13 protein-coding genes are annotated in these 14,429 nt (G+C 66.8%); 12 read left to right on the top strand and 1 reads right to left on the bottom strand.

Annotation, left to right across the window (positions count from 1 at the left end):
• The first annotated feature begins 13 nt into the window (after positions 1–13).
• Genes G6N32_RS05320 through rfbB form a run of 5 tightly spaced genes read left to right on the top strand, consistent with a single transcriptional unit; the run spans position 14 to position 5,133 of the window.
• Complete coding sequence (locus G6N32_RS05320; RefSeq protein ID WP_115316900.1) at positions 14–1,498, top strand: ATP-binding protein; 1,485 nt, start codon at positions 14–16, stop codon at positions 1,496–1,498.
• Between the two features lie 29 nt (positions 1,499–1,527).
• Positions 1,528–2,361: an LLM class F420-dependent oxidoreductase gene (locus tag G6N32_RS05315; RefSeq protein WP_115316902.1), complete on the top strand. Its 834-nt coding sequence runs from the start codon at positions 1,528–1,530 to the stop codon at positions 2,359–2,361.
• 16 nt (positions 2,362–2,377) lie between these two features.
• Positions 2,378–3,220 carry an LLM class F420-dependent oxidoreductase gene (locus G6N32_RS05310; protein WP_115316904.1) on the top strand — a complete coding sequence of 281 codons (843 nt, stop codon included), beginning with the start codon at positions 2,378–2,380 and terminating at the stop codon, positions 3,218–3,220.
• Between the two features lie 30 nt (positions 3,221–3,250).
• Entirely contained in the window at positions 3,251–4,108 is an 858-nt protein-coding gene (locus G6N32_RS05305) for an LLM class F420-dependent oxidoreductase (protein ID WP_115316906.1), read from the top strand.
• A 29-nt stretch (positions 4,109–4,137) separates the two neighbouring features.
• Positions 4,138–5,133: a dTDP-glucose 4,6-dehydratase gene (rfbB, locus tag G6N32_RS05300; RefSeq protein ID WP_115316908.1), complete on the top strand. Its 996-nt coding sequence runs from the start codon at positions 4,138–4,140 to the stop codon at positions 5,131–5,133.
• Positions 5,134–5,152: 19 nt separating this feature from the next.
• On the opposite strand, the gene G6N32_RS05295 is transcribed toward rfbB, so the two are convergent.
• Positions 5,153–5,857, bottom strand: a complete 705-nt coding sequence (locus G6N32_RS05295) for a type III PLP-dependent enzyme domain-containing protein (RefSeq protein ID WP_163789133.1) — start codon at positions 5,855–5,857, stop codon at positions 5,153–5,155.
• 152 nt (positions 5,858–6,009) lie between these two features.
• On the opposite strand from G6N32_RS05295, the gene G6N32_RS28735 reads away from it, so the two are divergent.
• The 7 genes from G6N32_RS28735 to G6N32_RS05260 all read left to right on the top strand — a co-directional run bounded on the left by G6N32_RS28735 (position 6,010) and on the right by G6N32_RS05260 (position 14,275).
• Complete coding sequence (locus G6N32_RS28735; RefSeq protein ID WP_232077503.1) at positions 6,010–6,120, top strand: potassium-transporting ATPase; 111 nt, start codon at positions 6,010–6,012, stop codon at positions 6,118–6,120.
• Positions 6,117–6,206, top strand: coding sequence for a potassium-transporting ATPase subunit F (locus G6N32_RS28730; protein WP_115316912.1), 90 nt, complete (start codon positions 6,117–6,119; stop codon positions 6,204–6,206). Before G6N32_RS28735 ends, G6N32_RS28730 begins: the two co-directional genes overlap by 4 nt.
• A 14-nt stretch (positions 6,207–6,220) precedes the next feature.
• Complete coding sequence (kdpA, locus tag G6N32_RS05280; RefSeq protein ID WP_115318816.1) at positions 6,221–7,891, top strand: potassium-transporting ATPase subunit KdpA; 1,671 nt, start codon at positions 6,221–6,223, stop codon at positions 7,889–7,891.
• Positions 7,892–7,893: 2 nt separating this feature from the next.
• Positions 7,894–10,041 (top strand): potassium-transporting ATPase subunit KdpB, encoded by a 2,148-nt coding sequence (gene kdpB / locus G6N32_RS05275; protein WP_115316914.1) that lies wholly within the window; start codon positions 7,894–7,896, stop codon positions 10,039–10,041.
• A gap of 1 nt (position 10,042) precedes the next feature.
• Positions 10,043–10,948 carry a potassium-transporting ATPase subunit C gene (locus G6N32_RS05270; RefSeq protein WP_115316916.1) on the top strand — a complete coding sequence of 302 codons (906 nt, stop codon included), beginning with the start codon at positions 10,043–10,045 and terminating at the stop codon, positions 10,946–10,948.
• A gap of 148 nt (positions 10,949–11,096) precedes the next feature.
• Complete coding sequence (locus tag G6N32_RS05265) at positions 11,097–13,592, top strand: DUF4118 domain-containing protein (RefSeq protein WP_115318817.1); 2,496 nt, start codon at positions 11,097–11,099, stop codon at positions 13,590–13,592.
• Positions 13,589–14,275 (top strand): response regulator, encoded by a 687-nt coding sequence (locus G6N32_RS05260; protein ID WP_115316918.1) that lies wholly within the window; start codon positions 13,589–13,591, stop codon positions 14,273–14,275. Before G6N32_RS05265 ends, G6N32_RS05260 begins: the two co-directional genes overlap by 4 nt.
• Positions 14,276–14,429: the final 154 nt, after the last annotated feature.

The following is a 14,429-nucleotide window of genomic DNA, read 5'->3' as shown; positions in this document are numbered from 1 at the left end:
AGGGCGTAGCGAGATGGGCCAGAACTGCATGCCCGACGAACTGAGGACGCTGTTCCTGTTCGAAAAGCTGTCGACCGAACAGCTACAGACGTTGTGCGACAACGGGCACATCGCGACGTTCGAAGCCGGCCCGGTGGTCGTCGAAGGTGAACCGGCCACCTGTTTCTACGTCCTGCTCGACGGCGAGCTGGTGATGTCGAAACGCTCCGGCGGCGTGGACGTCGAGACCACCCGCACCTCGCAGCGCGGCGTGTACTGCGGAGCGTGGTCGGCCTACATCCCCAACGAGGAGCAGGTCTACCAGGCCTCGGTCCGGGTCACGAAGCCGTCGCGGTTCTTCGTCCTCGACGCCGAAGCCTTCGCGGAGTTCATGAAGACGGAATTCCCGATGGCCGTGCATCTGCTCGAAGGTCACATGGTCGGCGGGCGGCGACAGAGCCAGATCCTCGGCCAGCGCCAGAAGCTGCTGGCGCTGGGCACCATCACGGCGGGGTTGACCCATCAGCTGAACAATCCGGCGGCTGCGACCGCGCGCGCCGTGGCCGACCTCCGCGAAGGCGTCGGCAAGATGCGTCACAAGCTCTCCATGCTCGCCGACGGCAAGTTCAGCCCCGAGGCGCTGCGCACGCTGGTCCGGATCCAGGACGAGGTGGCCGAGCAGGTCGCCAAGTCCAAGGTTCAAGAACTGTCCGCGCTCGAGACCTCCGACCGCGAAGACCAGGTCGGCGATTGGCTCGAAGACCACGGCATCGCCAGCGCATGGGATTACGCCCCGACGTTCGTCGAAGCCGGTCTCGACGTGGACTGGCTGGAACGCATCGAGGCCTCGATCGACTCGGTGGACTGCTCGGCGACACTGCAGAGCGCGATCGGCTGGCTGAAGTACACGATCGACACCGAGCTGCGGATGAACGAGATCGCCGACGCCAGCGAGCGCATCTCGGGTCTGCTCGCCGGGGCCAAGAAGTACTCCCAGATGGACCGGGCCGAATACCAGGTCGCCAACGTCCACGAGCTGCTGCACAGCACGCTCAAGACACTGTTCGGCGACAAGGTCGGCGCCGACAAGCCCATCAAACTGGTCAAGGAGTGGGACAAGTCGATTCCCGAAATCGCTTGTTACCCAGGCGGTTTGAATGAGGTATGGGACGTCATCATCAACAATGCCATCCAGGCGATGAAGGGCCGCGGCACCCTGACGATCCGGACCGCGCGCCAGGGTGACGACCGGATCCGGGTGGAGATCTGTGACGACGGACCGGGCATCCCGGAAGAGATCATCGACCGGATCTTCACCGCGTTTTTCACCACCAAGCCCTTCGGTGAGGGCGACGGCCTCGGCCTCGATCTGGCGCGACGGATCATCGTCGAGAAGCATCAGGGTGATATCCGGGTCGAATCCGAACCCGGCAACACCCGCTTCATCATCCTGCTGCCGCTGGTGGCATCCGCGCCCGTCGCGGTAACTCCGGGTGAACTTTCCGCCGCGGCGGAATAGCTCACACTCGGGGCCGGGTTGTAGCGGCCATGAGCGCCAAACCCGATCTCGGTAGGTTCGCCTCCTTCGGCATGGGCATCACTCCCGACGATGCCTCGGCGATCGAGGCGCTCGGTTACGGCGCGGTGTGGGTGGCGGGCTCGCCGCCCGCCGAGCTCGATTGGGTGGACCCCGCACTCGCCGCGACCAGAACGCTGAAGCTGGCCACCGGCATCGTCAATATCTGGACCGCCAAACCGGAGGCGGTCGCCGCCTCGTTCCATCGCATCGAGAACGCCCACCCCGGCCGCTTCCTACTGGGCCTCGGTGTCGGCCATCCCGAGGCGGACGCCGAGTTCACCAAGCCGATCACCGCGCTCAACGCCTACCTCGACGTGCTGGACGAACACGGCGTACCGCCAGAGCGCCGCGCGTTGGCCGCGCTCGGACCGCAGGTCCTGAAGCTGTCGGCCCGCCGCAGCGCCGGAGCCCACCCCGTCCTCGTCACCCCCGAACACACCGCGCAAGCCCGGGAACTGATCGGACCCGACGCCTTCCTGGCGCCCGCAGTGCCCGTCGTCCCGACCACCGACGTCGAGCACGCCCGAGCCGTCGGCCGCAAGACCCTCGAGCTTTATCTCGGGCTGAGCAATTACCTCAACAACTGGAAGCGGTTGGGCTTCACCGATGACGACATCACCCGCCCCGGCAGCGACCGGCTCGTGGATGCCCTGATCGTCTACGGAACCCCCGACACGATTGCGGCTCGGCTCACCGAGCATCTCGAGGCCGGGGCCGACCACGTCCCGATCCAGCTGCTCACCTCGCAGGCCAAGGTCATACCCGCTTTGGCCGACCTCGCCGGCCCGCTCGGGCTGAGCTGACGCAAAGGACGGATCGATGACAGACAGCAAGCCGGATCTGGGCAAGTTCGGGTCGTTCGGTCGCGGGGTCACCCCGCAACAGGCCAAAGAAATCGAGTCGCTCGGTTATGGCGCGGTGTGGGTCGGCGGTTCGCCGCCTGCCGAATTGGATTGGGTGGAGCCGATTCTGGCGAATACCACCACGCTCAAGGTGGCCACCGGCATCGTCAACATCTGGACCGCGGCCGCCGGCCCGGTGGCCGAGTCGTTCCACCGCATCGAGACGGCGTGCCCCGGGCGGTTCATCCTCGGCATCGGCGTCGGACACCCCGAGGCGCACCAGCAATACCAGAAGCCGATCGACGCGTTGCGCGGCTACCTCGACAAACTCGACGAGTACGGGGTCCCGGAGAGTAGGCGCGTGGTCGCCGCGCTCGGTCCTCAGGTACTCAAGCTGTCGGCGGCGCGCGCGGCCGGTGCGCACCCGTACCTGACCACGCCGGAACACACCGCCCAAGCGCGGCAGCTGATCGGACCCGAAGCCTTCCTGGCGCCCGAGCACAAGGCGGTGCTGACCACCGACGCAGACCAGGCGCGAAAGGTCGGTCGGCAGGCCCTGGACATCTACCTCAACCTGCAGAACTACCTCAACAGCTGGAAACGGTTGGGATTCAACGACGACGACGTGGCCAAGCCCGGCAGCGACCGGCTGGTCGACGCCGTCGTGGCCTACGGCACCCCCGAGGCGATCGCGGCCCGGCTGACCCAGCATCTCGAGGCAGGTGCCGACCACGTGCCCGTCCAGGTGCTCACCTCGTCTGACAAGCTGGTGGATGCACTGGCCGCGCTGGCCGTGCCCCTGGGTCTCACACAACCGTAGGGACTCAACCAACCGTAACGAGGGAGACTCGTGACCAATCCGTCGCTGCTCAAACCAGATCTCGGCCGCTACGGGGTGTGGACCGGAGGCCCGGTCACACCGGAGCAGGCCGCCGAGATCGAGAGGCTGGGCTACGGCGCGGTGTGGGTCGGCGGGTCACCGGCCGCCGACCTGTCGTTCGTCGAGCCCATCCTCGAACAGACCGAGAACCTGTCGGTGGCCACCGGGATCGTCAACATCTGGAGCGCACCCGCCGACGAGGTCGCCGAGTCCTACCACCGCATCGAAAACGCTTACCCCGGGCGGTTTCTGCTCGGGGTGGGCGTCGGACACCCCGAGCACACCCAGGAGTACACCAAGCCCTACGCGGCGCTGGTGAACTATCTCGACTCACTCGACGACAAGCATGTGCCGACCAGCCGCCGGGTGATCGCCGCGCTCGGCCCGAAGGTGCTGCATCTGGCCGCACAACGCAGTGCCGGTGCGCATCCCTACCTGACCACTCCCGAGCACACCGGGCAGGCACGCAATCTGGTCGGTCCGACGGTGTTCCTGGCGCCCGAACACAAGGTGGTGTTGAGCACCGACCCCGACGAGGCCCGCGAGCTCGGCCGTGACAGCGTCGGCTTCTATCTGGGGCTGAGCAACTACGTCAACAACTGGAAGCGGCTGGGATTCACCGACGCCGATGTCGCGCCGCCGGCCAGCGACAAGCTGATCGACGCCGTGGTCGCTCACGGAACGGCCGACGCCATCGCCGCGCGGCTGGCCGAACACCTCGACAACGGCGCCGACCACGTGACCATCCAGGTGCTCGGCGGCTGGGACAAGCTGCTGCCGACATTGACCGAGCTGGCCGGACCGCTCGGGCTGACCGCGAAGGGGTGAGGGTTCCGCCCGCCCGTTAGGGTGGCGTCATGCGGCTGTTGGTGACCGGCGGCGCCGGTTTCATCGGCGCGAACTTCGTCCACAGCACCGTGCAGGAGCGGCCCGCGGTGGCCGTGACCGTCCTGGACGTCCTCACCTATGCAGGCAGCCGCGAGTCGCTGCGCTCCGTCGACGATCAGATCCGGTTGATCGAAGGCGACCTGGTCGACGAGTCGCTGGTGGACACGCTGGTCGCCGAGTGCGACGCCGTCGTGCATTTCGCCGCCGAAACACACGTCGACAACGCGCTGGCCGGTCCCGCGCCGTTCGTCCGGAGCAACGTCGTCGGCACGTTCTCGGTGTTGGAAGCCGTTCGCAGGCACGGGGTGCGGCTGCACCACGTCTCCACCGACGAGGTGTACGGCGATCTGCCCCTGCACGGCGACGAGCGATTCACCGCGCAGACTCCGTTCAACCCGTCGAGCCCGTATTCGGCGACCAAGGCCTCGGCCGACCTACTGGTGCGCGCCTGGGTCCGGTCGTACGGCGTGCGCGCGACAATCTCCAACTGCTCCAACAACTATGGGCCGTACCAACACATCGAGAAGTTCATCCCGCGCCAGATCACCAATGTCCTGACCGGCCGCCGCCCCAAGCTCTACGGCACGGGCGCCAACGTGCGCGACTGGATCCACGTCGAGGACCACAACAGCGCGGTGTGGCACATTCTCGAGGGCGGAGTATGCGGGTCGACGTACCTGATCGGCGCTGACGGCGAGCGGGACAACCTGTCGGTGTTACAGCTCATCCTGGCGCTGATGGGCCGTGACGCCGACGATTTCGACCATGTCCCCGATCGCGTCGGCCACGACCTTCGCTATGCGATCGACGCCAGTGCCCTGCGGGCCGAACTCGGCTGGACCCCGAAGCACACCGACCTGACCGAGGGACTGACGAGCACGATCGCGTGGTACCGCGACAACGAGTGGTGGTGGGGTCCACTCAAAGAACAGGTTGAGGCCGGGTACACCGAACGCGGCCAGTGACAACGGTTTTCACCTCCGATCACGCTGCCATGACGACGACGGGCCGTGGGAAACGCAACGCTGCGCACGCGTCGTCGACAGACTCACCTATTTCCTCGGCAAGGTCCCGGCGAACCACCGAACTGCCGGCGGCCGGGAGGGCCTCGCCGAGTCCGACGACGAGTCGGGTCAGCACGACATTGTGCCGACGGCGGATGTGATCCATCTCGGCGAGCGTGTCGCCGACCGCGGCCGAACATCCGCCGGGCGCACCGACCTCGCACAGCAATCCGACCAAAACCGTTGATCGGCAACCGATCACCGCCTCTGCCGCGTTGTGGGAGACGCGCATCGTGGCGTCGGACATGCGCAACAGGACATGGTGAGTGTGGTTGGCCCGTAACGTCGCGACCTGCTCGCGACGGCTGAGCACCAGCCCGCCCACACCGGCGGCACTTGCCCGGCGGATCCCACCGCTACCCAACTGGTCGGCATGCACGGTCATCCGCACCGGATGGATGCCGACCGAGATGGCCGAATGCAACTCCGCGACAGTGCGGACATCGACGGCCCACTTGTGCTCCCGCACCCAGCGCGCCACCAGCGCATCGCGTAAGGCCCCGGCCGGAAACGACACCTCCGCCGGCGCGCACGCGTCCCGACAGCCGAGCATCCGGCGTATCTCCGGATGCTCGGCGGACGGACAAGCCCGGACCCAGGACCGAAAACTCCTCGACAGTGTCACCGCAGCACCTCTTTCCTTCCCCATCGACGGTGCGCCCCCAAACCTCGGGACCGCTCGGATGCCGCTGTGGGCTGGCTGAATCACCGAACGGCGGACTTTCGTCAAGACGGCCCGTTGCGGCGTAAAGAAACCGTCAACGCCGGTGCTCGCGGGTGTTTTCGGGCTCTAGCGTCGCCGACATGAGTGTCCTCATATTCGTGCTGCTGACAGTGGCGATCTTCGCCCTGCTCGGCCTGGTTCAGAAGCTGGTCGAGCGACTGTGAGCTACGTGAACGTCGTCGGCTTGATCTTGTCCGTGCTGCTGGCGCTATTCGTCGCCGCGGCCTTGTTGTTCCCGGAGAGGTTCTAGTGACCACACCAGCTTTGACTTCCGGGCTCGCGGGGATCGTCTTCCTCGCCCTGCTGATCCTCGCGCTGGCCGCCGTGCACGTCCCGCTGGGCGACTACATGTACCGGGTCTATTCGTCGGACCGGGACAACCGGGTCGAGCGCGGCATCTACCGGCTGATCGGCGCCGACCCGAAAGCCGAGCAGACCTGGGGCGCCTACGCCCGCAGTGTGCTGGCGTTCTCGGCGGTCAGCATCCTGTTCCTGTTCGCCTTCCAGCTGGTGCAGGGCAAGCTGCCGCTGCACCTCAACAACCCCGGCACCCCGATGACGCCCGCGCTGGCGTGGAACACCGCAGTCAGCTTCGTCACCAACACCAACTGGCAGGCGTACTCCGGTGAATCCACCCAGGGTCACCTGGTTCAGATGGCCGGCCTTGCGGTGCAGAACTTCACCTCCGCCGCGGTCGGTATGGCCGTCGCGGTCGCGCTGGTGCGGGGGTTCGCTCGCCGCAACGCCACCGAACTGGGCAACTTCTGGGTGGACCTCGTTCGCGGCGCACTGCGGATCCTGCTGCCGATCTCGGTGCTGGCCGCGATCATCCTGATCGCCGGCGGCGCGATCCAGAACTTCCATCTGCACGACCAAGTGGTCGACACCCTGGCCGGCGCGCAGCAGACCATCACCGGCGGCCCGGTGGCCAGCCAGGAGGCCATCAAAGAGTTGGGCACCAATGGCGGCGGGTTCTTCAACGCCAACTCGGCGCATCCGTTCGAAAACCCCACCACGTGGACCAACTGGGTGGAGATTTTCCTGCTGCTGGTGATCAGCTTCTCGCTGCCGCGCACCTTCGGCCGCATGGTCGACAGCCGCAAGCAGGGCTACGCCATCGCCGCGGTGATGGGTGTGCTCGCGCTCATCAGTGTCACGCTGATGCTCCAGTTCCAGCTGCAGGGCCACGGCACCGTCCCCACCGCCGTCGGATCGGCGATGGAAGGCGTTGAGCAACGGTTCGGCGTAGCCGACTCGGCGGTCTTCGCCGACGCCACCACGCTGACCTCGACCGGCGCGGTGGACTCGTTCCACGACTCCTACACCAGCCTGGGCGGCATGATGACGATGTTCAACATGCAGCTCGGCGAGGTCGCGCCCGGCGGCACCGGATCGGGCCTCTACGGCATGCTGATCCTGGCTGTCATCACGGTCTTCGTCGCAGGCCTGATGGTCGGACGCACACCGGAGTACCTGGGCAAGAAGATCACTCCCCGCGAAATCAAGCTGGCCGCAAGCTATTTCCTCGTGACGCCGCTGATCGTGCTGACCGGTACCGCGATCGCCATGGCCATGCCCGGCCAGCGAGCGGGCATGCTCAACACCGGGCCGCACGGATTGTCGGAAGTGTTGTACGCCTTCACTTCTGCGGCCAACAACAACGGCTCGGCGTTCGCCGGAATCAGCGTCAACACCGAGTGGTACAACACTGCGCTCGGGCTGGCGATGGTGTTCGGCCGGTTCCTGCCGATCATCCTGGTGCTCGCCCTCGCCGGGGCCCTGGCCAAACAGGGCCATACCCCCGAGTCGATCGGCACACTGCCGACGCATCGGCCCCAGTTCGTCGGCATGGTGGCCGGCGTGACACTCATCCTGGTGGCCTTGACCTTCCTGCCCGTGCTCGCGCTCGGGCCCCTTGCCGAAGGAATTCACTGACCATGACCGTGACCGCAGTTGAACCCCGTCTCGAGACGGGTGCCACGAAGAAACAGGTGCAGGGCGGACTGCTGGACCCCAGGATGCTCCTGACGTCGCTGCCCAACGCACTGCGCAAGCTCGACCCGCGCACGCTGTGGCGCAACCCGGTGATGCTGATCGTCGAGATCGGCGCTGTCTGGAGCACCATCCTCGCCATTGTCGACCCGAACTGGTTCGGCTGGCTGATCGTCTTCTGGCTGTGGCTGACCGTGGTGTTCGCGAACCTGGCCGAGGCGGTGGCCGAGGGACGCGGCAAGGCACAGGCCGAGTCGCTGCGAAAGACCAAGGCCGACACCATGGCTCGCCGACTCGTGGAATGGGAGCCGGGCAAGCAATGGCGCGAGGACGTGGAAGAATCCGTCGCCGCACCGCTGCTTCGCCAGGGCGACACCGTCGTCGTCGAAGCCGGACAGGTGATACCCGGCGACGGCGATGTGCTCGAAGGCATTGCCTCGGTGGACGAGTCGGCCATCACCGGCGAATCGGCCCCGGTCATCCGGGAGTCCGGCGGCGACCGGTCGGCGGTCACCGGCGGGACCACTGTGCTGAGTGATCGCATCGTGGTCCGGATCACCCAGAAGCCGGGAGAGAGCTTCATCGACCGGATGATCGCCCTTGTCGAGGGCGCCAATCGGCAGAAGACACCCAACGAGATCGCGCTGAACATCCTGCTCGCCGCTCTGACGATGATCTTCATCTTCGCGGTGGCGACACTGCAGCCGCTGGCGATCTTCTCCAAGGCCAACAATCCCGGTGTGCCCGATTCGCTGTCACTGACGGCCGACGGGGTCTCCGGCATCGTCATGGTCTCACTGCTGGTCTGCCTGATCCCGACGACCATCGGCGCGCTGCTGTCGGCAATCGGTATCGCAGGCATGGACCGGTTGGTGCAGCGCAACGTCCTGGCGATGTCCGGCCGCGCGGTCGAAGCCGCCGGCGATGTCAACACCCTGCTGCTGGACAAGACCGGCACGATCACGCTGGGCAACCGGCAGGCGGCGGACTTCGTTCCGCTGGACGGAGTCACCCCGGAGCAGCTCGCCGACGCGGCGCAGTTGTCCAGCCTGGCCGACGAGACACCCGAAGGCCGGTCCATCGTGGTGTTCGCAAAATCGAACTTCGGCCTGCGGGCCCGCACCCCCGGCGAGCTAGTCAATGCGAACTGGGTCGAATTCTCCGCCGCCACAAGGATGTCCGGTGTCGACCTGGAGAACGGGCACCTGCTGCGCAAAGGCGCGGCCAGCACCGTCGCGCAGTGGGTGCGCGACCAGGGCGGTGCCGTGCCTGCGCAGCTCGGCGACATCGTCGACGGCATCTCCGCGGCCGGCGGTACACCGCTGGTGGTCGGACAGGTGGTGGACAAACAAGCGGAGGTCCTGGGCGTCATCCATCTCAAGGACGTCGTCAAGCAGGGTATGCGGGAGCGCTTCGACGAGATGCGCAAGATGGGCATCCGCACGGTGATGATCACCGGCGACAATCCGTTGACCGCCAAGGCGATCGCCGACGAGGCCGGGGTTGACGACTTTCTGGCCGAGGCCACCCCGGAGGACAAGCTCGCGCTGATCAAGCAGGAGCAGGAGGGCGGCAAGCTCGTCGCGATGACCGGCGACGGTACCAACGACGCGCCGGCGCTGGCCCAAGCCGACGTCGGCGTGGCGATGAACACCGGCACCTCGGCGGCCAAAGAGGCGGGCAACATGGTCGATCTGGACTCCGACCCGACCAAGCTCATCGAGATCGTCGAGATCGGCAAGCAGCTGTTGATCACCCGCGGCGCGCTGACCACCTTCTCGATCGCCAACGACATCGCCAAGTACTTCGCGATCATTCCGGCGATGTTCGTCGCGTTGTTCCCCGGCCTGGACCTGCTGAACATCATGCGGCTGCACAGCCCGCAGTCGGCCATCCTGTCCGCGGTCATCTTCAACGCACTCGTCATCATCGCGCTGATCCCGTTGTCGCTGCGGGGCGTCCAATACACGCCGAGCAGCGCATCGAAGCTGTTGAGCCGCAACCTCTACATCTACGGCCTCGGCGGGATCATCGCCCCCTTCGTCGGGATCAAACTGATCGACCTCGTCGTCCAATTCTTGCCAGGGATGTGACATGAACTTCTCCAGTCTCGTTCGTCAACACTGGGCGGCGCTGCGGGCGCTGCTGGTGCTCACCGTCATCGTCGGAGTCGGCTATCCGCTGTTCATCTGGCTGGTGGCTCAGATCCCCGGCCTCAAGGACAAGGCCGACGGTTCGATCATCGAGGTGAACGGAAAGCCGGTGGGCTCCAGCCTGATCGGCCAATCGTTCACCGACGCGATGGGCAACCCGCTGCCGCAGTACTTCCAGAGCCGCCCGTCGGCGGCCGGCAACGGATACGACCCGCTGGCCACCGGCGCGTCGAACCTCGGCCCAGAGAGCATCGTGGACACCCTCGGTGATCCCGCCGCCCCCGCGGATGCCAACGGTTACAAGCCGAGTCTGCTGACCCAGGTGTGTACGCGCAGCAAGGCGATCGGCGACCTCGACAGCGTCGACGGCACGCGGCCGTTCTGTACCGGTGACGGTGTCGGCGCGGTGTTGTCGGTGATCGGGCCGCGCGACGCCCGCGGCAACGTCACAGCCCCCACCAAGGTCGTCAGCGTCAACGAGCCGTGCCAGAGCACGACTACGCCGTTCCTCGCGACGTATGAGGGTGTGCGGGTGGACTGCGCCACGTTCGGCGAGGACTACTCGGCCGGGCAGATCGTCCCGATCAAGGGTGCGGCCGGGGTGCCCGCGGTACCCGCCGATGCGGTGACCGCCAGCGGCAGCGGCCTCGACCCGAACATCTCCCCCGCCTACGCCGCTCTGCAGATCGCGCGGGTCGCCAAGGCCCGCGGTGTCAGCGCCGATCAGATTCGGGGTCTGGTCGCCGACCACACCGACGGCCGCACTCTCGGCGTCTTCGGTGAACCACGGGTCAACGTCCTCGAGCTCAACATTGCGCTGGACCAGAAGTTCGGTATGAAGAGCTGACCTCGCAGTGGATCGATCTGCGAATAATAGGGACGTGGACACCGTGCAACCGCCACGCGTGACGTCCGGCGGCGACCCACCGCCGGACACGTCGTCCGAGAGCGACTCGCAACCCGCCTCGGCCGGCCCCCGGCCGAAGCGAGGCGAGCTGCGCATCTACCTCGGCGCCGCGCCGGGCGTGGGCAAGACGTTCGCGATGCTCGGCGAGGCACATCGACGACTGGAGCGCGGCACCGATCTGGTGGCCGCCGTAGTCGAGACACACGGCCGGAAGAAGACGGCCGACCTGCTGAGCGGCATCGAAGTCATCGCGCCCCGCTACATCGACTATCGCGGCACCAGCTTCCCCGAACTCGATGTGCCCGCCGTGCTGGCCCGCAAGCCTCAGGTCGTGCTCGTCGACGAACTGGCCCACACCAACACACCCGGCAGCAAGAACCCCAAACGCTGGCAGGACGTCGAGGAGCTGCTCGAGGCCGGCATCGCGGTGATCTCCACCGTCAACGTCCAACACCTGGAGAGCCTCAACGACGTCGTCGCACAGATCACCGGCATCGAGCAGCAGGAGACGGTCCCCGACGAGATCGTTCGGGGCGCCGCACAGATCGAATTGGTCGACATCACCCCAGAGGCGCTGCGGCGCAGGCTTTCTCATGGCAATGTCTATGCCCCGGAGAAGGTCGACGCGGCGCTGTCGAATTACTTCCGCCGGGGTAACCTGACCGCGCTTCGGGAGCTCGCGCTGCTGTGGCTGGCCGACCAGGTGGACGCCGCACTGGCCAAATATCGCGCCGACAACAAGATCACCGCGACGTGGGAGGCCCGCGAACGCGTCGTCGTCGCCGTCACCGGCGGCTCGGAGTCAGAGACCCTGGTGCGCAGGGCATCTCGAATCGCATCGAAGGCCAGCGCAGAACTGATGGTCGTGCACGTGGCCCGCGGTGACGGGCTGTCCGGGGTCTCGGCTCCGCAGATGGGCAAGGTGCGCGAGCTGGCGACCAGCGTGGGCGCGACCGTGCACACCGTCGTCGGTGACGACGTAGGCAAGGCGCTCCTGGACTTCGCCCGCGAGATGAACGCCACCCAGCTGGTGATCGGCACGTCGCGGCGGTCCCGGTGGGCCCGCGTGTTCGACGAGGGCATCGGCGCGGCGATCGTTCAGGACTCCGGCAAGATCGACGTGCACATGGTGACCCATGAGGAGGCCAGGCGGGGTTTCTCGGTGCGCGCGGCGTCGGCACGCGAACGCCGGGTCATCTCCTGGCTGGCCGCCGTCATCGTGCCGTCGGTCATCTGCGCGCTGACCGCCCTGGCCCTCGACAAGTACCTGACCATCGGCGGCGAGAGTGCGCTGTTCGTGGTCGGCGTGCTGATCGTCGCGCTGCTCGGCGGGGTGGCGCCTGCGGTGCTGTCGGCCATGCTGTCCGGTCTGCTGCTCAACTACTTCCTGACCGAACCGCGGTACACGTTCACGATCGCCGAACCCGATGCCGCGATCACCGAACTCGTGCTGTTGATGCTGGCGGTCGCCGTTGCCGTCCTGGTCGACCGTGCTGCCAGCCGTCAACGTGAGGCCAGGCACGCCTCCCAGGAAGCCGAGCTGCTGACCCTGTTCGCCGGCTCGGTGCTGCGCGGCGCGGATCTGGCGACGCTGCTCGAACGGGTCCGGGAAACCTACTCGCAGCGGGCCGTGAGCATACTGCGGGTTCGCGGTGAGGACGAACAGATCGTCGCGTGCGTCGGCAAGGATCCGTGCGTGACAGTCGATTCCGCCGACACCGCCATCGAGGTCGGCGACGACGAGTTCTGGATGCTGATGTCCGGACGCAGCCTGCCCGCCCGCGACCGGCGGGTACTCACCGCTGTCGCCAAGCAGGCCGCCGGGCTGGTCCGGCAGCGCGAACTCACCGAGGAAGCCAGCAAGGCCGAGGCGATCGAGAAGGCCGACGAACTCCGCCGCTCACTGCTGTCGGCGGTCAGCCATGACCTGCGCACCCCGCTGGCCGGGGCCAAGGCCGCCGTGTCGAGCCTGCGCTCCGACGACATCGGCTTCTCCAAAGAGGACACCGCCGAACTGCTTGCCACCGTGGAGGAATCGGTGGACCAGCTGACCGCACTGGTGGACAACCTGCTCGATTCCTCGCGGCTTGCCGCCGGGGTGGTCCACCCCGAACTCAAGCGGGTGTATCTCGAAGAGGTGGTCCAGCGGGCATTGCTGAGCATCGGCCGCGGGTCCACCGGATTCGCCGCCTCGGGGTTGGACCGGGTGAAGGTCGACGTCGGAGATGCGGTGGCGCTGGCCGATGCCGGCCTGCTGGAGCGGGTGCTGGCGAACCTGGCCGACAACGCTCTGCGGTATGCCCCGGAATCGATCGTGCGGATCAACGCGGGCCGCGTCGGCGATCGAATGCTCATCAACGTCGTCGACGAAGGGCCCGGCGTACCGCGCGGCACCGAGGAGCAGCTGTTCGAACCGTTTCAGCGCCTCGGCGACCGGAACAACAAATACGGTGTCGGACTGGGCCTTTCGGTGGCCCGAGGATTCGTCGAGGCGATGGGCGGAACGATATCGGCCACCGACACCCCGGGCGGTGGCCTCACCGTGATCGTCGATCTGGCCGCACCGCCGGGAGGGCGGATATGAGCAAGATCAAGGTGCTGGTGATCGACGACGAGCCGCAGATCCTGCGGGCGTTGCGGATCAATCTGAGCGTGCGCGGCTACGAGGTGATCACTGCCGCCACCGGCGCGGCGGCGCTGAAGGCCGCCGCCGAGCAGCGGCCAGATGTGATCGTGCTGGACCTCGGACTGCCCGACATGGACGGCATCGAGGTGCTCGGCGGGCTGCGCGGCTGGCTGACCGCACCGGTGATCGTCCTGTCGGCCCGCACCGACTCCGCGGAAAAGGTGGACGCTCTCGACGCCGGGGCCGACGACTACGTGACCAAGCCGTTCGGGATGGACGAGTTCCTGGCCCGGCTCCGCGCGGCGGTGCGCCGGGGCGCGGCGGCATCGGAGACCGACGAGCCGGTGATCGAAACCGATTCGTTCACAGTCGATCTGGCCGCCAAGAAGGTGATCAGGAACGGCGCCGAGGTGCACCTGACCCCCACCGAGTGGGGCATGCTCGAGATGCTGGTGCGCAACCGCGGCAAGCTGGTGGGCCGTGAGGAGTTACTCAAAGAGGTGTGGGGCCAGGCGTACGCCAAGGAGACCCATTATCTGCGGGTGTACCTGGCGCAGCTGCGCCGCAAGCTGGAGGACGACCCGTCGCATCCGCGGCACCTGCTGACCGAAGCGGGCATGGGCTACCGGTTCGAGCAGTGACCGAGAATCGCTGACGGACATCTCGGCCGCGAACTAGGGTGAGACCCATCCGGGCGAAGGAGATGATCTGTCATGAACGAGCCCAAACACACTGGTGGCTGCACCTGCCGCTGTAATGCGTGCGACGGCGGACACCACTGTCACAACATCGGCA

The sequence above is a fragment of the Mycolicibacterium aichiense genome, from assembly GCF_010726245.1.
GTDB lineage: Bacteria > Actinomycetota > Actinomycetes > Mycobacteriales > Mycobacteriaceae > Mycobacterium > Mycobacterium aichiense.
The sequence above is the reverse complement of the archived record's forward strand: the minus strand, read 5'-3'. Positions and strand labels throughout refer to the sequence as shown.

Excerpts from the sequence above, each read along its gene's own strand:
- G6N32_RS05320 (WP_115316900.1), top strand. The coding sequence starts at position 14 with ATGGGCCAGAACTGCATGCCCGACGAACTGAGGACGCTGTTCCTGTTC.
- G6N32_RS05315 (WP_115316902.1), top strand. The coding sequence starts at position 1,528 with ATGAGCGCCAAACCCGATCTCGGTAGGTTCGCCTCCTTCGGCATGGGC.
- G6N32_RS05310 (WP_115316904.1), top strand. The coding sequence starts at position 2,378 with ATGACAGACAGCAAGCCGGATCTGGGCAAGTTCGGGTCGTTCGGTCGC.
- rfbB (WP_115316908.1), top strand. The coding sequence starts at position 4,138 with ATGCGGCTGTTGGTGACCGGCGGCGCCGGTTTCATCGGCGCGAACTTC.
- kdpB (WP_115316914.1), top strand. The coding sequence starts at position 7,894 with ATGACCGTGACCGCAGTTGAACCCCGTCTCGAGACGGGTGCCACGAAG.
- G6N32_RS05270 (WP_115316916.1), top strand. The coding sequence starts at position 10,043 with ATGAACTTCTCCAGTCTCGTTCGTCAACACTGGGCGGCGCTGCGGGCG.
- G6N32_RS05260 (WP_115316918.1), top strand. The coding sequence starts at position 13,589 with ATGAGCAAGATCAAGGTGCTGGTGATCGACGACGAGCCGCAGATCCTG.